The organism is Tessaracoccus oleiagri (genome assembly GCF_900103275.1).
Classification (GTDB): domain Bacteria; phylum Actinomycetota; class Actinomycetes; order Propionibacteriales; family Propionibacteriaceae; genus Arachnia; species Arachnia oleiagri.
Genome location: NZ_FNGP01000003.1, coordinates 92,380 through 112,732, shown reverse-complemented (window position 1 = coordinate 112,732; position 20,353 = coordinate 92,380). Strand labels below are relative to the sequence as shown.

Sequence of the window (20,353 nt, the reverse complement as noted above, 5' to 3'; positions counted from 1 at the left end):
CGGCTCACTTCCGCAGCCAGGTGTGACGCGCGTCGGCGGACGCCCCGGCGACGTGGCCGAAGGCGGACGCGGGCGTGTAGCCGGCGCGCAGGTCGTCGCCGGAGAGGATCTCCCCGCCGACGAAGTCCCGCACCTCGATGAGGTCGCCCGGGCTCGCCTCGCACGCCAGGACCGGCATGCCGAGCGCCCGACGGTTCGCGCCAAGAGTGCGGCCGACCTCCTCCCCCAGCCCGTCGGCGATCAGCAGCAAAGGGCCGTCCCCGAGCACCGGCAGCAACTGCCGCATGCTCGTGACGTCCCCCTCGACCATCAGGACGCGGGGCGCCTCGAGCGTCGCCGCGCCCCCATCCGCAGCCAGATCGGGGTGGGCCAGCCCGAAGTCGAACCGCCGGCCCTCAGGCCGGCCGCCGGCGCCGCTGGGCCGCGGCAGCGCGTCGATCTCCTCCTGCGTCACGTAGCGGGGCCGGTGCCGGTCGACCCGCTCGTCGCCCCGGAGCGGCACCTCGCTCGCGGCCCGCTCCAGCTCGCGGCGCCGGCGGGCGTCGAAGGTGACCGCCACGACGAGCAACGCACCTCCCAGGAAGAGCGCGCCGACGAGCCAGAGCCATGCCATGCAGCCACTGTGCCAGACGTACTAGACTGACCGGGCCCCTATAGCTCAGCTGGCAGAGCAGTGGACTTTTAATCCATGGGTCGCGGGTTCGATCCCCGCTGGGGGCACCATCCGTTCCCATCCACCAATCAACGTCGGCCCATTGACCGTCGGCCTGATTCGTGCCTATCCTACACTAAAGCGCTTTAGCAAGGAAGCGGCGCCCGGACAGGAGAACTCCCCAGATGGATCCCAAGTACACCTTCACCAGACGCACGATGCTGATCGGCACCGGGGCGGTCGTGGCCACCAGCGTGCTGGCCAACCACCTCAGCCCCATCACCGCAGCCGCGGCGCCGGTCACCTGGACCGACGTCATCGGCCACTTCGAGTCCCGCCACGAGCCCTGGGCGCTGCACCTCGGCAACGAGTACGGGGCGGCCGTGGGCGAGTTCGTCCGCGACGACTCGCTCGCCGCGGTCGGCCGACGCTCGGGCCGCCTCACGGGCGACTTCACCTCCGCGGGGCGATACGTCGCCCTACGCAAGACCCTTGACCGGCTCGACGTCCGCAAGGTCACCCTCAAGGTCCGCACCCAGGGCGTCTCCCGGATCCAAGTCAGGTTGGTCAGCGCCACGCAGGGCGTGCGCAACGTCCAGGTGAACGTGCCCGCCGGTCAGCCGGCCTGGCAGCACGTCGAGATGACCCAGTGGAACAACATCGCCGGCATGGACGACGTGATCCGCCTCGAGCTGCAGGTCTGGAAGGACCACCTGACGCTCGGCTCCACCAAGGCCGTCGCCTGGTTCGACGACGTGCGCGTCGAGCACCTCGTGGAGGAGGTGGTGCCCAGCTCGCTCGAGACCACCGGCCTGCCGCTCGCGCTCACCGACGACGACGACCTGGTCCCGCTCGTGGTGCGCGCCAAGTACGCCGACGGCACCACGCGCGACGTGACCCAGCACTCGTCCCTCACCCCCGCCGACCCCGGTGTGCTGACCGTCGACGAGTACGGCTACCTCACGCCCGTGGCCGCGGGCACGACCGAGATCACCATCGACCACCTCGGCGTCAGCCACACCTTCCCCGTCGAGATCAGGGACCCACAGGAGCTGGGCCCGCTCACCGTCGTCGGCGGCAAGCTGCTCGACGGCGACCGCCCGTTCGGCTTCACCGGCTTCAACTACGACCTCGTGATGCTGAAGTTCCCGCGGACCGCCGACTGGACCGGCCTCGACGCCGACATCGCGCTGATGGCGCACTGGGGCCTGCGGGTCATCCGCGTGCCGATCAACCTCGGCATGGTGCAGCCCGCCCGCGGCGTCTTCCCGGACGACGACGCCTGGCTCGGCGAGATCACGTCGCGGGGCATGAATCCGCAGTGGCTGGCCATGCTCGACCACTTCGCCGAGCGGGCCGGCCGCCACGGCATCCGGCTCGTGCTCGACTGGCACCGCTACCCGGTGGACCCCTACGACTACTGGAGCGGCGGGAACAACCACGACGCCGGGACCGGGAAGCCGGGCACCGCGTTCGCGTACCTCGCCCCGTCGCCCACGGAGCGCGGCACCTTCAACGTGGCCGACCCGGAGCACCTGGGCACCCTGCTCGACTCCCATCGCTGGCTGGCCACCCACTTCAAGGGCAACCACGCCATCATGGGCATCGAGATCCCCCACAACGAGCCGCACGACGCCTACATGTCCATCCAGTCGAACTGGCGACGCGTCACCGAGCAGTGCGCGATGGCGGTCAAGGGCGCGGATCCCCAGCGGCTGGTGTTCGCGATGGTCGGCGCGTACGGCCACGACGTGTCGACCTCGGTCTCCACCTGGCAGCTGCCGAACATCGTCGACGGCAACGCGCCCCACCACTACATGCCGAACGCCCCCATCGACCTGCGGCCCGACGCCGAGCAGCGCCGGTCGCCGTGGCTGGCCCGCGACGTCGACGACGTGTTCTCGCACGCAATCGCCTCGCTGTTCGCCCCGTACTCCACCTCGGGACCCGTCTACAACGGTGAGGGCGGCAGCTACGGGTGGGAGTCGTTCCTGCCCGACCTGCCCCAGTCCGAGGCGGGCGAACTGATGATCGAGGCCGGCCTCGCCCAGTACTACGCGGCCGGCGCCGTCGGCCAGCTGCACTGGGCGCTGTGGCACAACGCGGTGGATTTCGTCCCCTTCCGGGAGGCCTTCGAGCGGCACTACCGCCGCTTCTCCCCCGTCTACGCCGCCGGCCCGGTGGACTGGTCGGGCGCGCAGGTGGCGGTGATCCAGAACCCCGCCGCGGTCCCCATCGCGAACGGGCACAACTTCGCCGTCGTCCCCTTCGTCCGGCTGGCGCTCGACCTGCACCTGCCGGCGTTCCACCTCCTGACCGACGACGAGATCATCGACCGGCTCCTGACCATGGTCCCGACGGGCCTGGAGCAGGTGGACGGGCTCAGCGCGGACTTCGACTACAAGGCCGTGGTGGTGGACCGACGCAACCTCGATGCGAGGGTGCGCAGCGTCCTCGAGGCCGACGGGTTCCCCGTCCCGATCCTGTGGGTGGACGACATGGCCGCCCTCGAGCGGGAGGCGCTGGCGTCCTTCCTGGCCGGCGCGGGTGTGCCTGTGGACGAGCGCACCGGCGTCGACCACCAGCTGATCGTCGGCCCGGAGCACCTAGTCGTCTACCGCAGGTCGGCCAAGAACCCGGCACGGGACAAGGTGTACCCCCGTATCGAGCGCGAGGGCAGCTTCCGGCTGCTCGCCGAGGACGGCAGCTCCGTCTTCAGCGGCACCTCAGCGCAGCTGGCCCAGGGAGGCATCCGGGTGCCGTTGGAGAAGTGGCGCAGCGCCATCTTCCGCATCGCACAGTGACGCGACGAGCCATGCGGCGGCCCCTGCGGCCGCCGCATGGCCCACCGCGTTGGGATGCACGCCGTCATCCGTGAGGCCCGCGCCCCAGACGTGCTCCGACTCCGGGGCGCAGAGGGCGCGGGCCACGTCCACGACCCCGGCCAGCGGCGCCGGGACCGTGCGGAGCCAGGCGTTCACCGCCGCGCGCACGTCGCTCCCGGGGGTGGGAACCTGTCCGGGGATCGTCAGCCACCCGTCCGTCGACGTCGTCACGGGCGGGATCGTGCACGCGTGGACGGGCCGCCCGGCTCCCGCGAGGTCGAGCCAGTGCGCCGTCAGCCTCCGCTGCATCTCCGCGAGCGTCGGACCGCCGCGCTGGAGGTCGTTGGTACCGAGGGCGGCGAGGGCGACGTCGGGCTCCGCCCACTGCAGCAACCGGCCGCGCCGGAGCTTCGATGCGTCGGTCTGCGCGCCCAGCGCGGTGCCGCCGCTCACCGCGAGGTTGATGAGCGGCACGGTGCCGGCGAACGCCCGCCGGACCCAGCCGAGGTGGTCGGCGGTGCCGCGGCGGTCACCGAAGCCCACCGCGTTCGAGTCGCCGGTGACGAGCAGCAGGGGCGCGACGTCGGCTACGTCGCCGAGGACCTGCCAGGGGCCGTACCCGTAGGCGGTGCCGGGCTCCGGCTCCCGCTCCCCCACTGCCACGCCCTCGCCCTCAGTGGCGTCGGTGCAGGGGCCGAGGGGGACGGTGCCGCCGCGTGCGGTGGTCGTGCTGGTGATCGTCGCGCCCTTCGGGGCCCCGATGGGCAGCGGGTCGCTGATCCGCGCCTCGCCGGGCGCGAGCGTGGCGGCGGGTTCGCCGTCGAAGGTGACGGGCAGCGGCGCCCCACCGTCGAGCGCGACGGTGGCGGAGACGCGGATCGCGTCCGGCCCCGGGAGGTCCGCGCCCTGGTCGTTGGACCAGTTGGCGTAGACGAGCCGGATGCCGGACGCGTCGCGTTCGAGGACGTGGTGCAGACGGGTGGTGATTGCACCCGCGTCGCTCGAGTTGTGTGGCGGGGCCACCCGCACGGGCAGGTGCACGTGCGAGGTGACGGGGAGTGGTCGGGGGATCACCCCTTCAGGCCGCCCGCGAAGCCCTGGATGACGTGGCGCTGCAGGAAGAAGTACACGATGAGCACCGGCAGCGCGGCGATCATCATGCCCGCGAAGATCAGGCCCCATTCGCTGGCGAACTCCCCCTGGAAGGAGAAGACCGCGACGGGGAGCGTGCGGTTCTCGGTGCCGGCGAGGTACAGCAGCGGGGTGAGGAAGTCGTTCCAGGTGTTGATGGTGTTGACGATGATCACCGTGCCGGTGACCGGCCGCAGCAGGGGGAAGACGACGTGGAAGAAGGCCTTCCACCAGCCCGCCCCGTCGATCTTGGCCGCCTCCTCGTAGGTGGGCGACTGGGTCTTGAGGAACCCGGTGTAGAGGAAGACGGTCATCGGCATCAGGCTGCCGACGTAGAAGATGATGAGCGACGCGTGGGTCTGGAGCAGACCCGCATCCCGCATCAGGATGTAGAGCGGCACCATTCCGAGCTGGCCCGGGATCATCAGGCCGAGGAGGAAGAGCATCAGCTTCCAAGTGCTCGTGCGACGGTTGCCGCGCACGATGGCGAACGCCGCCATGGCCCCGATCAGCACGGCGATGGTGATGCTGACGGCGGTGATGAGCAGGCTGTTGAGCATCGCCCGGCCGAGGCCTGCGCTCACCCAGGCGGTCTCGTAGTTGCCGAGGAACAGCGACTGCGGGGGCGCCACCGTCGAGGAAGCGATCTCGGAGGTGGTCTTGAACGACATCGAGACCATGATGTAGAGCGGGAAGAGGTAGGCGATGGTGATGGGGATCATCGCCACCTCGAGCAGCGGACGCCCGTAGCCGTGGCGGAACCGTCGGCGTCGCGGTGCCGCGGTGGCGGTGACCGCACTGGTGGCGATCCGGGTTGCGGTGGCGCTCATGCGTCGACCTCCCCTCGTCGGGTGATGGACATCTGGAGGAAGACGATGAAGGCGACGATCATCGTCAGCACGAGCGCGATGGCGGAGCCGTAGCCGTACTCGCCGTAGACGAACGCCTCGCGGTACATGATCAGCGACAGCGTCTGGGTGGAGACGCCCGGGCCGCCGCCGGTCATGACGAAGACCTGGTCGAAGAGCTTGAGGGAGGAGGTCATCGTCAGCGCGGTGGCGATCGTGATGGCCTGCCCGAGGAGCGGCCAGGTGACGGAGAGGAACTGGCGCAGCTTGCCGGCCCCGTCGAGGGCGGCCGCCTCGTACAGCTCCCAGGGGATGCCCTGGAGGCCGGCGAGGAAGATGACCATCGACATGCCGACGTGGTGCCAGATGACGCTCGCGATGATCGACCAGAGGGCGATGTCGGAGCTGCCGAGCCAGCTCTGGATGAGGCCGCCGAGGCCGAGCGCCCCGAGTGCGGTGTCGAGCGGGCCGCCGGGCGTGTAGATGTACTGCCACAGGAGACCAACGATGACGGGCGGCATCATCATGGGGGCGAAGAAGAGGGTGCGCAGCAGGTTGCGGGCGCGGATCGCGGAGTTGAGCGCGAGGGCCAGCAGGAGCCCGAGTCCCGACTGCACGACGGTGAGCGAGACCGCGATCAGGAGGGTGTTGCGGAGCGAGGCGACGGCCGCCTGGTCGTCGAGCATCTCGCGGAAGTTGTCGAGTCCGATGAAGTTGGCCTCGGCCCCACCCGCCCAGTCGGTGAAGGCATAGTAGCCACCGGCGACGGAGGGGTAGAGGACGACGATTGCGTAGAAGAGGAGGGCGGGCGCCAGGAACCACTGGGGCGCCAGCCGCCGGCGGCGCGCCGCTCCCCCGGGGCGCCCCGCCCGCGAGGGGGCCTGCGGCCCGGAGGCCGCAGACACCCTCTCGGCGAGAGCTGTGCTCACTTCATGGCCTCCTGGTAGGCAGCGTCCATGGCGGCGAGCACGTCGTCGATCGTCTTGGAGCCCTCGACTGCCTGCTGACCAACCTCCATGAGGGCCGCGGCGACCTGGCCGCCGGGCCAGGCGTGGTTGGCGAAGGGTGCCGTGCGCCCCTCGTCGAGGAACGGCTGTACCGTCTGGTTGAGCGGGTTGTCGATCGGCTCGGCGTTGGTCAGCGCAGGGATGGCACCCATCTCGGCAGCCCACTCGGCCGTGCGCTCCGGGGCGGAGATGTAGTCGAGGAACGCCAGCGCGGCGTCGGCGTTCTCCGCGTCGGCGTTCACGACCAGGTAATCAGGAGTGAATGCGACGAAGGTCTCGCTCGCATCGTCCGTGGCCGGGATCGCGAAGGACCCCATCTGGTCGGCCCCGCCTTCCATGAAGCCGGCGAGCACGGGGGATGCGGCGGACGGCATGACGACGATGGCCGCCTCGCCGCTGCCCACCGATTGCATGGCGGGATCCCCCGGCATGCCGAGCGGGTTCGGCGTCGTGTAGCCGTCCTCGATGAGTCCGAGGAACAGTTCGAGGGTCTTCCGCCATCCTTCAGACTCGACGAATGAGGTCTCGCCGGCGTTGAGGCGGTCGTAGAAGTCCGGCGTCTGCCCATTGACCAGCGTCGAGGACAGTGCGAACGGCAAGAACTGCATGATGTAGGCGTCGGCGAGACCGAGGGCGATCGGGGTCTTGCCGGCCGCCTTCAACTGGTCCATGACCTCGATGAACTCAGGCCAGGTGGTCGGAGGTTCGACCCCGACTTCCTCGAACACCGCCTTGTTGTAGAAGGCGAGCATGGCCTGACCGTAGGTCGGGAAGGCGTAGGTCTTGTCATCGAGCTGCTGCAGCGGGGCGAAGGACTCGGGGACGAATTCGGCCCATGGCTGGTCGGAAAGGTCCATCAGTGCCCCCTCCTCCGCAAGGTTCAGCACCGACGACGGCGCCGCGTAGCCGGGCGCGGAACGGAACAGGTCAGGGGCAGTCCCCGACGTGACCTGGATTCGGATCTGCTCACCCAGTGCACCGGCCTCGGCATAGGTGCCCTTGACGTCGACGCCGGTTTCCGCGGTGAAGTCGTCGATGAACAGCTTCGGGCCGATATCGCTGCTGGTGGCGATCGTGAGCGTTCCTCCGAGCTCTGCGGAGCTGGCGGGAGCAGGGGCGGGTTCGTTGGTCTCTTGGGCGTTGCTGTCGGAGCAGGCGGCCAGGAAACCGGTGGAAAGCGCTGCGACCGTGAGGACGGCAACGCGACGGCGGGACGATGCAAGCATCTGGATCCTCTAATCTCTCGGCATTGAGTAGTGAGTGGGCGTTCTTGAGACCTGGCCGGTACAGGAGATTCAACAACTAAAGGGCTTTAGTGTCAAGTCTGCGGCGGACTTTTTTCACGCGGTTCGCTGTACGAGCGCAACCTGTGCCCCCCGGATTCAAGGATGGTGACGTGACCGGCGGGGAGCCTGACGACCGCCGTTGCTCCCACCGGTACTCCGACGTGCACTTCATGGCCGTCAATGGTTTGCAGCCAACCGACGCTCACGACCAACATGGCCGTCTCGATGCTGGCCGTGGCTGACGTGAGCGGGGCAGCCAGCATCGGGGACACCAGGAACACGCGGTACCCCGGGACCAGCGGACGGATGCCGGCGACGTCGTGGAAGAGCCAGTCATCCACAGTGCCGAGGAAATAGTGTCCGCGTGAGCGGGACTCGATCGACCAATGTTCCCACGTCGTCGTCGCACCGTTTGCGAGCCAGTATCCCCAACTGGGAAAGGAGGTCTGCAGTGCCACGCGTACCGCCACATCCGAGTGCCCGTGACGGCTCAGCACCGGCAACAGGTACTTGGTCCCCAAGGCCCCAGTATTGAGATGGAAATCGCGCTGCACCACGTCGTTGGCCACGGCGTCCGCGACCGCCTGTCGCCCGGAGTCGGGGATCAGCCCGAACGCCAGAGCGAGGACGTTGTGCGTCTGCCGGAACTCCCTCTCTCCCGCTCCCTTGACCACGCCGGCGGAGGCATCGTAGAAGGCGTTCAGGAACGCCTGTTTCACCTGTCCCGCGAGCACGCGAAATTCTTGGGACTCCCCCCGGCGGCCCACCAAGTGCCCCGCGTCAGCCACGGCGCTCAGGATCGCGTGCAGGAAGATCGTTGCCGTGACGCGCAGGTCCTCCTCGGGATTGCCGCCACCCGGAGGGGTCTCGGGGGCCACCCAGTCACCGAGCGTGGTGGTCGCTATGCCCGACGATGCCCGCCGGAACTCGAGCCGCGCATGTTCCGCCAGGACGTCGTAATGGGTCGCCAAGCTCCTCTCGTCCCCGGTGTAGAGGTGGAGCCATTGCGGAACCAGTGCCATGGCGGCGTTCCACGTCGGCGTTGGACCCCAGTCGTGCGGCCAACCGCCATGGGGGGCGATCACACGGGGAATCCCCGTGTGACGGGCGGTCGCGACGATGTCCTCGGTCCACTTCGCCAGGAACTCGTGCGCGTCGAAGTTCATCAGCATCAGTTCCGCGGCCACCATGCCGTCCCCGGTCCATCCGTTCTTCTCGAACGTGGGTGTGTCCGTAGGAATCCCATGCGCATTGTTGAGGACCGTGTCGACGACGATGCCGTGGATCTCGTTGAGCAGGGGCTCAGAGCAGCTGAACGCACCGGTGCGCCGGAGGTCGGTGTGAATGCAATGGGCCACTACGCTGTCCCCGGTCGGCGGCTGCTCGTCCGGCCAGCCGGTCAATTCGACGTAACGGAACCCGTAGTAGCTGAACTTTGGACTCCAGGACTGCCCTTCGGCCGTGAAGGTCACCTCACCGGTCTGGAACCGCCCCTCGTAGTAGTCCGCAGGGTCGTCGTTGTTGGCGCTGCCGTCGGCTCGCAGCGTCTCGGCATACACGACTCTCACCTTGGATCGCGCCCGGGCAGGGATGGTCAACGTCACCCAGCCAGCCATCACCCGCGGAAACTCGACGACGAATCGGCCGGGGGCCAGGCGCACCACCGACACCGCATGGATGGTGTCCGTCGCCCTGATCGGAGGCTGGCGCTGGTGCCTGAGGGCCCCGCGGGGGCCGGCCACGGTGACCACCGGTTGCCATGGCCCATCATCGAAGCGTGCATCGTCGATGCCAACCAGTCGCCTGGAGAAGTCGAACGACTCACCTGCGTAGAGGTCGTCGAAGATGATTGGCCCGTCCTCGGCGCGCCACTCCTCGTCCGTCACCACCGAAGTGCGGCTGCCGTCGTCATGCTCGACCAGCAGGGCGATCCTCACGCACGGTTCAGCGTGCCACGGGGCCCTTTCCCACCCCCAGATGTTCCGTTGGAGCATTGCATAGAAGCCCCGTCCCAGCTCCACCCGGAGTGTGTTGATGCCGCAGTGCAGAAGCTCGGCCACTTCGGTGGCGTCGTACTGCACGCAGACGTCGTAATCGGTGAAGCCCGGTGCTAGCACCCCCCGATCCGGGGCGTCCCCGTTGATGCGGACGTCGGCATACCCTCCGGCGGCCACGTACAGCTGGGCACTGACCACGGGACGATTGAGGACGAAGCTCCGGCGCATGACTGGTGCGGGCTGGGAGATCCGCCCGACAGTGCCCCCACGCCGAGCGATCCACTTGGCCCCCGCCCAGTCCGCGTCGATGAACAAGCCGGTCCGAAACGTGGACCAGGCAGAGGCTTCCCCTGCCGACGTGGACACGGACACCCGCCACCGGTACCTGGTGTTCGCCTTCAGTGGCGAACCGGCGTAATCGACGCTCCGGGTGGCGGACGACGCCACCGGTCCGAGCTCCCACACGGCCGGCGAGGCGCCCTCGGCATCGCCGACCTCCTCGACGCGAACGGCGTAGTGCGTCTGGCGTACTCCGTTTGCCCCGGCCTCGACGATCCAGGACAAGCGGGGCGCGGCGACGTCGACTCCCACCGGCTCCGCGGTCGACTCCACCCTCAACCTGCTCACGGCGACCGCGGGCGCAGCCCCAGCCCCCTCGACCACCTGCATGCTCAGCGACTCCTCGGCCCTCATTCGGTTGCCTCCTGCGGCAAAAACGCACTCGCCTACTATATTGACGAAGCAGGTTCTGCAATGTAGAACAGATCTAACCACACCGCGCAGCCACCGGAGCGGCGCAACAACAAGAAGAGGCGATCCCATGCCGCCCAGTCAGGAGCCTCGGCCATCCCTCGGGGACCAGCCTGCCCCCGCTCAGCAACCGCGCAGCCCCATCCAGGCGATCGATCGGACTGTCTCACTGCTGACCGAGATCGCCGCCGCCGGGCCCGCTGGAGTGCCGCTCAAGATTCTGGCCGACCGGGTGGGTCTGCACGCCTCGACCGGCAGGACCCTGCTCAGCGCCTTGGCAATCCATGGGCTCGTGGGCCAGATCGATGAAACCCGCCGGTACGTCCTGGGGCCCCGGTTCTTCGAACTGAACCGCACCTACGAGCTGCAGTACGACTTGGGCATCGTGGCTGCACCGGTGTTGCGCGACCTTTGGGAGCGGACCGACGAGACGGTGCACTTGTCGACTCTTCGCGAGGGCAGAAGAGTGGACCTCTCGGTGCTCGTCAGCCGCCAATTGTTGAACGTCAACCCCAGCAACATGAGGAGCCCTTCCGACCCCACTGGAGCCTTGCGTCGCACTGCCGCCGGCAAGGCCCTCCTGTCCGGCGCCACCACAGGCGAGCTACAAGCCCTTCTCAACCTGCCAGCGGGCGAGATGCAGCGACTTGCCGCCGAACTCGACGGCGTGCGCCGGTCCGGCTACGCGACCAACTTCGAAGAAGAAGCGGCGGGCGTTTGCGGTGTCGCTGCTCCCGTTCGGGACGGTGCTGGCAGGGTGGTTGCGGCGATCTGCGTCGGCTACCCTGCTGTACGAAGAACCCCGGCCCACGAGACACTGCTCGTGGACGCGGCCACAGCAGCAGCATCCAAACTGTCCACGGTCCTCGGCCACTCGGCAACTCCGGTGCGAGGCGATTCGTGGTGACCCCTCACGGAGGTGAGACACTCCTCGATGTCCTGGTCATCGGCGGAGGAGCGGCCGGCGTGCCAGCAGCGATCCAAGCTGCCTCGATGGGTATGCGCACCATGCTCGTGGAGAAGAACGGGGCGCTCGGCGGGACCACAACCGTGGCAGGTGTGGCTCTGCCGGGGCTGTTCCACGCGTGGGGCCAGCAGGTCATTGCGGGAATCGGCTGGGAGATGGTCAAACAGGCGGTGTCCTTGGCGGGCGGCACGCTTCCCAACTTCAGCGACTGGCGACAACCGCACTACAAATTGCAGGTGCCAGTGGTCGCTCCGCTGTTCGCCGCCACCGCCGACGAAGCAGTGCTCCGCTCCGGCTCAGGTCTACGGCTGCACACGATGCTGGGCGCCGTGTCGCCCGCGGGTGACTTCTGGCGCGTGACGCTCTGCGGCAAGGAGGGGCTGACGCAAGTCCTTGCCCGTCGCATCGTGGACTGCTCCGGCGACGCCGACGTAGTCGGTCTCGCGGGACTCGAGCGGGAGAGCAACACGCAGAGACAACCGGGCACACTGATGGTGCGGCTCGGTGGGTACGAGTTGGAAGAACTCGACTTCGAGGCCCTCGACGTGGCCTACTCACGGGCGGTCTCCAATGGCGAGCTGCGGGCCACTGATCTGTCGATGAGCGAGAGGCCGATGCGGCGATTCCTGAGCAGTCGCGGCGAGAACACCATTCACGTCACGGGCGTCGACGGCGGCACGAGCGTCACGCGGACAGCCGCAGAGGTGGAGGCCAGGAGAACACTTACGCGGATCTACCGATTCCTGCGCGGGCAGGAGGGCCTGCAGAACCTCACGGTCGACTCCTGGGCGATCGAATGTGGGATCCGGGAGACCTTCACGATCGATGGCCTGGAGCGGATCCGCAGCGACGACTACCTGAGCGGGCGACATTGGGACGACGCGGTCTCGAACAGCTTCTACCCCATCGACCTGCACCGGCCCGATGGTGACGGCATCGAGATCCGTGCGCTGCCATATGGCACCGTTCCATCCATACCTCGTGGGGCGATGATCCCGCGCGGTAGCAACAACCTCATCGTCGCGGGGAGAGCCATAGCCGGCGACCAGGAAGCCAACTCGGCCTATCGCGTTCAAGCCTCCTGCATGGCCATGGGACAGGCGGCGGGTGCCAATGCAGCGCTGTCGGTCACGGAAAGAGTCCCCATGGCAGAAGTGCCGCTTCCGTTGTTGCACGATGCCCTGCGTGCCAGGGGCGCCATCATTCCGGGGGAGGTGGTGATCCCGCCCCGCTGACTGGATGCCCGACCGGACCCGTGCTGTCACGCCGTACGAGCCGGGTGCTGGTTCCCCGGATCGACCTTCGCTCGCCGCTTTCGATGGCCTCGATCAGCTGGTCTGCGGCGAGCCTGCCATACTCGGTGATGTCTCGGTGGAGCACCGTGAGCGCAGGGGTCAGCAAGGTGGCCGCGGGGCTGTCGTCCCAGGCGAGGACCGAAATGTCCCCGGGCACCGAGATGCCCAGCTGGCGGAGCGCGCCCGTCAGGTGGACCGCGAACTCGATGTCCTCGACTATCACGCCCGTAAGAGGGTTGACGGGCGCAGCGGCCAGTTCTCGGACCCGTTCGGCAGCCGTCGCATCGGCGTCCAGTGTCTCGGCGTTCATCTTGACGCGAGCGTCCTGGGCTGCAGCCTTGAAGGCGCGCTCGCGGATCGCGAAGTGGAGCAGCTCCGGGTCACCGCCGATCCTGGCGACGTGCCGGTGACCGAGCCTCGCGAGGTGCTCCACTGCGATGTGGGCCGCGTCCTCGTCATCCGTCCAGACGCAGCTCAGATCCGACTGTTCGCGGGTGTCGCCCACGACGACGGCGGGGAGGTCGATCCTGTCCAACTCTTCCAGTCGGGGGTCCGTGACCCGCGGGTTGATGACGAGCACTCCGTCGACCCGGCGTTGACCCAACCAGCATTCGTAGAGCTGCGCCTCTTCGTCGAGGCTCTGGACCGTGTGCAGGATGAGGAGGACGCCATGCTCCGCGAGGGCGGACTGCACGCCCGCGAGGAAATGACCACCGAAGCTGGCGGACCAGAGCGGCTGGCCCGGTTCACGGATCGTGACCACACCAATCACTCCCGCCCGGGACTTCGACAGCGCCTGGGCCGCGTAGTTGGGCCGCCAGTTGGCCTGGCGGACCACTTCCAGGATCCGCTCGCGGGTCTTGGGGGAAACTCCCGGGCGGCCGTTGAGCGCGAACGAGACCGCAGAAGGAGACACGTTCGCTCGTTCAGCGATCTGCGCGATCGTGAGGCGGCGAGGCTTTCCATCGCCCGTGGGTGTCGGCATGTTGAGAGACTACCCATTCCCTCGAAGGGAAATGCAATCACGCTACTAAACCGCTTTACAAGTCGCGTCGGATGGCCTAGAGTTCGTCGCGTGGGTGTTCCACTGAGCCCTGGCCGGTTCATTCGAACACCACGACCCACGGAGTTATCCACGTGATTCCCTCACCCAGCGGTGTCTCTGTCACCCCTTCCGACCGTCTCGACCTAGGTGGCGCCTGGACGCTCCGCGCCGTACGAGGCCCGGTCCCGGAGGCCCTGGCCCAGACACTCACCGACGGCATCCCCGGCAACGTGCCCGGCGTCGTGCATCTCGACCTCCTCGCAGCCGACCTGATCCCCGACCCCTACGACGGCCGCAACGAGGCGGCGCTGGCCTGGATCGGCCACGTCGACTGGGAGTACCGCAGGTCCTTCGACTGGACCCCCGACGGGCACGACCGGCACGAGCTCGTCGCCGAGGGCCTCGACACCGTCGCCACCCTCTGGCTGGGCGAGGCCGAGATCGGCCGCACCGCCAACCACCACCGTTCCTACCGCTTCGACGTGCACCGCCACCTGCGCGAGGGCCGCAACGACCTGCGGGTGCTCTTCACCGCCGCCCAGCGGTACGCCGCCGAGCGCGAGGCGGTGCTGGGCGAGCGCCCCCACTCCAACCCGCACCCCTTCAACGCCATCCGTAAGCCCGCCTACGCCTTCGGTTGGGACTGGGGGCCGGAGATCGTCACCGCCGGCATCTGGCGGCCCATCGCCCTCGAGGAGCGCTCCGGCCCGCGCCTGGCCGAGGTCCGCCCCCTGACGGCGTGGTCGGCCGAGGCCGGTGCCACACTGGATCTCCGCATGGCGGTCGAGCACCACGCCCCGGGCCACACGCTGCGAGTCCGCGTCGGGGACCATCTCGACCACACCGTCGACGCGTCCGGGGACAACCGTCTGGAGCTCGCGGTGCCCGGGGCCGAGCCCTGGTGGCCGCGCACCCACGGCGACCAGCCGCTGTACCCGGCGACCGTGACCCTCCTGTCGCCCGCCGGCGAGACCGTCGACGAGTGGCGCGGCCGCCTCGGCTTCCGCTCGGTGGAGGTCGACACCTCCCCCGACCCCGAGGGGAACCGCTTCGTGGTGCGTGTGAACGGGGCCGACGTCTACGTGCGCGGGGCCAACTGGATCCCCGACGACACCTACCTGCCGCGGATCACCCGGGCCAGCCTGCGGGCGTCGGTCACGGACGCCGTCGACGCCGGGATGAACCTGCTTCGCGTCTGGGGCGGCGGCATCTACGAGTCCGAGGACTTCTACGACCTCTGCGACGAGCTCGGCCTGCTGGTCTGGCAGGACTTCCCGCTCGCCTGCGCCGCCTACTCCGAGGACACCGAGCTGTGGGACGAGTTCGACGCCGAGGCGAGGGAGGCCGTCGGCCGCCTCGCCGGCCACGCGTCGCTGGCGCTGTTCAACGGGGGCAACGAGAACATCTGGGGTTGGGCCGACTGGGGCTGGCGCGCCATGCTCGACGGCGCCACCTGGGGCGAGGGCTACTACACCGAGCTGTTCCCGCGCGTCGTGTCCGAGCTGGCCCCCGGGGTGCCCTACCTCGAGGGCAGCCCCTTCTCCTTCGACCGCTACCTGCACCCCAACGACGACACCAGCGGCTGCATGCACATCTGGGACGTCTGGAACACGCACGACTACCTCCACTACCGCAGCTACCGGCCCCGCTTCGTGGCGGAGTTCGGCTTCCAGGGCCCGCCCGCCTTCGCGACGCTCGAGTCGGTCGTGCACGACGAGCCCCGCTCCCCCTTCGGCCCGGACCTGCTCGTCCACCAGAAGGCCGACGACGGGCAGGGCAAGCTGCAGCGCGGGCTGGGCGACCACCTCCCCGAGCCCGCCGACTACGTCGACTGGCACTGGGCCACGCAACTCAACCAGGCCCGCGCCGTACGGCTCGGGATCGAGCACTTCCGATCCCTGGCCCCGTTCAACACGGGCGCCGTGGTCTGGCAGCTGAACGACTGCTGGCCGGTGGTGTCCTGGTCCGCCGTCGACGCGCACCGCGTCCGCAAGCCCTTGTGGTACGCGCTCCGCGACGTGTTCGCCGACCGGCTCGCCACGATCCAGCCGCGACCCGACGGGCCCGCGCTGGTGCTGCACAACGACTCCCCGGACGCGTGGGAGGCGACCCTCTGGGCGCGCCGGTGCGGCCTCGGCGGCCTCGTCCTGGCGGAGGACCGCCGGTCGGTGTCGGTGCCGGCGCGCTCCGCCGTGACCGTCCCACTGCCGCGCGACGTGCTGGCGGTGAAGGACGCGACGGCGGAGTTCGTCGTCGCGGACCTGTCGACCGGGGAGCGCGCGCTCTGGTACTTCGCCGAGGACACCTCGCTTGCCCTCTCCGACGAGGCGCTCGACGTGCGCGTCGAGGCGGCCGACGGTGGCGTGCGAGTGGTGGCGACCGCCCGCGCGCTCGTGAAGGACCTCACGCTCCTCGTCGACCACATCGACCCGCGGGCGCGGGTGGACCGCGCCCTGGTGACACTGCTCCCCGGCGAGACGGCGGAGTTCCACGTCACCACCGCTGCGGCGGTGGAGCCCGGCGCCTTCGGGCGTCGCCCGGTGCTGCGCAGCGCCAACGACCTGGTGGCGGCCGCACGTCGGTCCGGGGAGGACTCCGCCCCCGGCATCGACGCGCTGCCCCGGGAGGACGTCGTAGCCGTGAGACTTGAGTCATGACCGACGCACCACTCCGCCGCGCCAACCTCGAAGTCTCCCTGAAACCGTTCACCGCATACGACCGGGACTCGCTCCTGGCGACGGTGGGGACGATCTTCGACCAGTGGTCCACCCTCCTCGCCGCCGCCGACGAGTGCTCGGTGTTGCTCTGGGTCTCCGACGGCAGCGAGATCCTCGACTGGCGCTCCGAGATCGACGAGGAGATCGAGTGGGCCCGCTGGATCGGGTTCAACAACACGGAGGCGAGCCCGTACGGGGAGCCCAAGGAGCCCGAGCGGGTAGCGATCCCGTTCCGCGACGGGATGCCGACCGTCACGTACCGGGACCTGGCCGCCCTCGTCGCGACGATCAAGCGGGTGGGCGCCGAGCGCGGACTGCCGACGAGCGTCGGCGCGACCTTCGACCCCGGGCCGGAGTTCGCTCCCTCGTCGTTCAAGTTCGACCGGCATCCGGAGGTCGTGGCCCGCGGCGAGGACATCGGCATCGGCCCGATCATCGCCATGGTCCGGCACTTCTCCGAGCTCCGCGGCGACGACCGTCGCTACGCCGCCTTCCCCGGAGGCATCCCGGACGGGACGAGCTTCGGCGAGTTCCTCGGCAGGCAGGCCCAGGACTACTTGGCGGTGCTGGACTTCGACTACCTGTGGCTGTCCAACGGGTTCGGGTTCAGCTCGTACGCGTGGTCCGAGCTCGGCGAGTCCTTCGACGGCACCCGCTTCCGCGCCGACCGGGTCGAGGAGCTTCGCACGAGAGCGCTCGGGTTCTGGCGCGACCTCGGCCGCCACCTCTCCTACCCCGTGCAGGTGCGCGGCACCAACCACACCGCCGGCATCGACATCGGCGCCGACGCGGTGCCCGCGCTCGAGATCTACGAGGCGGGCGTCATCGAGTCCCCGCCCCCGAACTCGCCGTGGGGACCGCTCAACGAGGACTTCGGCATCGAGATGGCGGGCTTCATGTCGCGCATCGCGATGCTGCCGGCGGGCGCGGAGGGCTACCGGTTCCGCTTCTACGCGAACGATCCGTGGTTCTGGCAGCAGCCGTGGTGGGACTTCTACCACCGCGAGCCGTTCGACATCGACCTGCCGCTGGCCGTCTCGAGGGTCCGCGCCGACGGGTCGGTGCAGCCGCCGACCGAGGTCAACGTCCTCGCCATCGACACCGCCAAGGGCGTGCTCGACGAGCGCTGCGCCCGCGAGGTGGGCGACCACGTCGCCACGGCGCTCGAGGCGGCGCCGGACGCCCCCGGCCCGCTGGTGTGGGTCTACCCCTTCCGGGAGTACCACGAGCGGATGGCGGCCGACCCTTCGACGATCGGCTCGCCGCACTTCGAGGACTGGTACCTCACCTCGGCCATCAACGCGGGGCTGCCGCTCAACACCGTCGTCCCCACCGACGACCTCGCCGGGGCCCTCGGCTCGGGCTCCATGGCGGAGAGCATCCTCGTGGCGCCGGCCGGGGCGCTGACATCGGCCATGGCCGGACTGCTGGAGTCGCACGCCTCGCGCGGCGGCACGGTGCTGCTGTACGGCTCCCTGGCCCGCTCGGAGGCGGCGCGCGCGATGGTCGGCCTGGACCTCGCTCGCGAGGGAATCGACGGGGACCTGCGCCTCGCGACCGCGCTGGCCGGGGACGCGACCACGACCGACGTTCTCCCCACCACGCTGCGCCACGACCCGCTGCTCTCCGACGGGCCGGCCCGCGAGGTCGCCCGCGACCCCGGGGTCGAGGTGCTCGCCACCGTCGCGGCCGAGGACCGGGAGCGGGTGTACGCGTCGTCCAGGGCCGTCGGCCGCGGCCGGGTGCTGTGGGTCAGGGGGTCGTCGCCGTTCGCCTACGCGGAGCCCGACGATCGCGGCGTCCGCGCGCACGTCCCGCACGACCGGGAGGAGTTCGTCGACGCGGGCGCCCTGGCGCGGGACCTGGTCGCCACGACCGGGTTCCGCGTCTCGCACGAGCTGCGCCGCCCGTCGTCCGGGCGCGCGGTCCTGGCCGCGCACCGTTCCGCCGGCGCCCTCTGGTTCAGCGGCTACCTGCCCGACACGACCACCCGCGTGCGGCTCGCGCTGCCCGGCGGCGCGCCGGTGCTGCACCACCAGGAGTGCTGGCTCGAGGACGGGGTCGCCACCTACCAGTTCGCGAAGTCCGTCCGCGCCGAGTGCCGCGCCCTGGTCCGACAGTCGTCCGCCGGGCGGCTCAGCTGCCGCGAGATGGCACCCTTCCCCGCGCACATGACGCGCGGGTTCCGCGTCACCGGGCTCGTCGACGCGAGCGTCACCCTGCTGCTGCCGCCCCACGTGGCGGAGCTGCGGGTGCTCGTCGACGGCGAGCCGCTGACGCTCGACGACCAGCCGGGCGGCCGCCTCACGGTGGGGCCCGTCACCGGCACCCTGACCACGATGTGGCAGGAAACCAAGGACACAGGAGGAGAAACAACATGAGGATCGAGCGCCGGAAACCGCTCAGCGCGAAGGTCGGGATCGTCTCGGTGGGTCACCACGTCTATTGGGACCAGTTCGACGGCCTCCGCGACGAACTGCTCGCCAAGGCCGCGGTGCTCGGGCGGAAGGTGGAGGGCAACGGCGTCGAGGTCGTCGACTTCGGGCTCGTCGACGAGGCCGAGTCCGCCTACGCCGTGCTGCCGCGGGTGCGCGCCGCCGACCTCGACCTGCTGCTCGTCGACATGGTCACCTACGCCACCTCCTCCACCTTCGGGGTCCTCGTCCGCGCCCTCGACATCCCGATCGTGCTCGTCGCGCTGCAGCCCCGCTCCTCGCTCGACTACGCCAACGCCACCACCCACATGCAGCTCGCCAACGACGACTTCTGCTCGGTCCCCGAGTTCGCCGCCGTGGCCGTCCGGATGGGCAAACCCGTCCCCGACGTCATCATCGGCACCCTCGACAACGACCCCATCGCCGACGCCGAACTCGCCCAGTGGTGCCAGATCGCCAAGGTCCGCCGCAGCCTCCGCACCGCCCGCATCGGCCTCATGGGCCACGTGCTCGAATCCATGCTCGACATGCACACCGACCCGACCGCCCTCACCGCCGCCTTCGGCGCCCACGTCGTCCTGTGCGAACCCGAGGACATCCAGCGCCACTGGGCGGACCCCGACCCCGCCGCCGTCGCCGCGAAGAAGGACCAGATCCTGGCCTTCTTCGACACCCCCGACCCGGTCTCCGACCCCATCACCATGAAGCTCACCGACGCGGACCTCGACACCGCGGCCCGCGCCGCCGTCGCGCTCGACGGCTTCATCGACGAGAAGCACCTCGACGGGCTCGCCTACTACTACGAGGGCCACCCCGGCTCCGAGATGCGCACCCTGATGACCAACCTCGTCGTCGGCAACTCCCTCCTCCAGGCCGAGGGCTTCCCCATGTGCGGCGAGTTCGACGTCAAGACCTGCGTCGCGATGATGGTCATGGACCGCCTCGACATCGGCGGCAGCTTCGCCGAGTTCCACCCCATCGACTTCGACCGCGACGCCGTCCTCGTCGGCCACGACGGCCCCCACCACATCAACATCGCCCAGGGCCGCCCCGCCATCCGCTCCCTGAAGAAGTACCACGGCAAACCCGGCTCAGGCGCCTCCGTGGAGTTCAACATCAAGGAGGGCCCCATCACCATGCTCGGCAACACCATCACCGCCGACGGCCGCTTCAAGTTCGTCATCGCCGAGGGCGAGTCCCTGCCCATGCCCGTGCCCCCCACCGGAAACACCAACACCCTCGGACGCTTCGAGCCCGACGTCCGCACCTTCCTCAAGCGCTGGACCCGCGAGGCCCCCACCCACCACTACGCCCTCGGCATCGGCCACCACGCGCAGACGCTGGCCAAGGTCGCCGACGTCCTCGGCATCGAGTCGGTGATCGTGCCGACCCACTGAG

13 protein-coding genes and 1 tRNA gene are annotated in these 20,353 nt (G+C 69.4%); 7 read left to right on the top strand and 7 right to left on the bottom strand.

Annotation, left to right across the window (positions count from 1 at the left end; translation table 11 throughout):
• Window positions 1–4: 4 nt before the first annotated feature.
• The gene (locus BLR46_RS08440; RefSeq protein ID WP_093251019.1) at window positions 5–613 is read right to left on the bottom strand and encodes a hypothetical protein; all 609 of its coding nucleotides are present in this window, start codon (window positions 611–613) and stop codon (window positions 5–7) included.
• A 34-nt stretch (window positions 614–647) separates the two neighbouring features.
• Between BLR46_RS08440 and BLR46_RS08435 the strand changes: the two genes are divergently transcribed.
• Window positions 648–723: transfer RNA gene (locus BLR46_RS08435), tRNA-Lys, on the top strand.
• A gap of 114 nt (window positions 724–837) precedes the next feature.
• A complete protein-coding gene (locus tag BLR46_RS08430; protein WP_093251017.1) occupies window positions 838–3,456 on the top strand; it encodes a cellulase family glycosylhydrolase in 2,619 nt (872 codons plus the stop codon).
• On the opposite strand, the gene BLR46_RS08425 is transcribed toward BLR46_RS08430, so the two are convergent.
• From BLR46_RS08425 to BLR46_RS08405, 5 genes are all read right to left on the bottom strand, one after another.
• The gene (locus tag BLR46_RS08425; protein ID WP_176761716.1) at window positions 3,379–4,551 is read right to left on the bottom strand and encodes an SGNH/GDSL hydrolase family protein; all 1,173 of its coding nucleotides are present in this window, start codon (window positions 4,549–4,551) and stop codon (window positions 3,379–3,381) included. The genes BLR46_RS08430 and BLR46_RS08425 overlap by 78 nt on opposite strands.
• Window positions 4,548–5,438: a carbohydrate ABC transporter permease gene (locus BLR46_RS08420; RefSeq protein ID WP_093251012.1), complete on the bottom strand. Its 891-nt coding sequence runs from the start codon at window positions 5,436–5,438 to the stop codon at window positions 4,548–4,550. Before BLR46_RS08420 ends, BLR46_RS08425 begins: the two co-directional genes overlap by 4 nt.
• Window positions 5,435–6,385 (bottom strand): carbohydrate ABC transporter permease, encoded by a 951-nt coding sequence (locus BLR46_RS08415; protein ID WP_245701607.1) that lies wholly within the window; start codon window positions 6,383–6,385, stop codon window positions 5,435–5,437. Before BLR46_RS08415 ends, BLR46_RS08420 begins: the two co-directional genes overlap by 4 nt.
• Complete coding sequence (locus BLR46_RS08410) at window positions 6,382–7,689, bottom strand: ABC transporter substrate-binding protein (protein WP_093251007.1); 1,308 nt, start codon at window positions 7,687–7,689, stop codon at window positions 6,382–6,384. The genes BLR46_RS08415 and BLR46_RS08410 overlap by 4 nt, the downstream gene beginning before the upstream one ends.
• A 92-nt stretch (window positions 7,690–7,781) precedes the next feature.
• The gene (locus BLR46_RS08405; protein ID WP_143008254.1) at window positions 7,782–10,415 is read right to left on the bottom strand and encodes an alpha-L-rhamnosidase; all 2,634 of its coding nucleotides are present in this window, start codon (window positions 10,413–10,415) and stop codon (window positions 7,782–7,784) included.
• A 151-nt stretch (window positions 10,416–10,566) separates the two neighbouring features.
• On the opposite strand from BLR46_RS08405, the gene BLR46_RS08400 reads away from it, so the two are divergent.
• Both BLR46_RS08400 and BLR46_RS08395 read left to right on the top strand, forming a co-directional pair.
• The gene (locus tag BLR46_RS08400) at window positions 10,567–11,403 is read left to right on the top strand and encodes an IclR family transcriptional regulator (RefSeq protein WP_176761715.1); all 837 of its coding nucleotides are present in this window, start codon (window positions 10,567–10,569) and stop codon (window positions 11,401–11,403) included.
• Window positions 11,397–12,698, top strand: a complete 1,302-nt coding sequence (locus BLR46_RS08395; RefSeq protein WP_093251002.1) for an FAD-dependent oxidoreductase — start codon at window positions 11,397–11,399, stop codon at window positions 12,696–12,698. Before BLR46_RS08400 ends, BLR46_RS08395 begins: the two co-directional genes overlap by 7 nt.
• Here BLR46_RS08395 and BLR46_RS08390 read toward each other — a convergent pair.
• Window positions 12,664–13,743 carry a LacI family DNA-binding transcriptional regulator gene (locus BLR46_RS08390; protein WP_093251000.1) on the bottom strand — a complete coding sequence of 360 codons (1,080 nt, stop codon included), beginning with the start codon at window positions 13,741–13,743 and terminating at the stop codon, window positions 12,664–12,666. The two genes, BLR46_RS08395 and BLR46_RS08390, sit on opposite strands and share 35 nt — an antisense overlap.
• 152 nt (window positions 13,744–13,895) lie before the next feature.
• On the opposite strand from BLR46_RS08390, the gene BLR46_RS08385 reads away from it, so the two are divergent.
• The 3 genes from BLR46_RS08385 to BLR46_RS08375 are packed head-to-tail and all read left to right on the top strand — an operon-like array spanning window position 13,896 to window position 20,352.
• Window positions 13,896–16,460, top strand: coding sequence for a glycoside hydrolase family 2 protein (locus BLR46_RS08385; protein WP_245701606.1), 2,565 nt, complete (start codon window positions 13,896–13,898; stop codon window positions 16,458–16,460).
• The gene (locus tag BLR46_RS15075; protein WP_093250999.1) at window positions 16,457–18,901 is read left to right on the top strand and encodes a hypothetical protein; all 2,445 of its coding nucleotides are present in this window, start codon (window positions 16,457–16,459) and stop codon (window positions 18,899–18,901) included. The genes BLR46_RS08385 and BLR46_RS15075 overlap by 4 nt, the downstream gene beginning before the upstream one ends.
• Window positions 18,898–20,352, top strand: coding sequence for an L-fucose/L-arabinose isomerase family protein (locus BLR46_RS08375; RefSeq protein ID WP_093250998.1), 1,455 nt, complete (start codon window positions 18,898–18,900; stop codon window positions 20,350–20,352). The genes BLR46_RS15075 and BLR46_RS08375 overlap by 4 nt, the downstream gene beginning before the upstream one ends.
• The last annotated feature ends 1 nt before the right edge of the window (window position 20,353 follow it).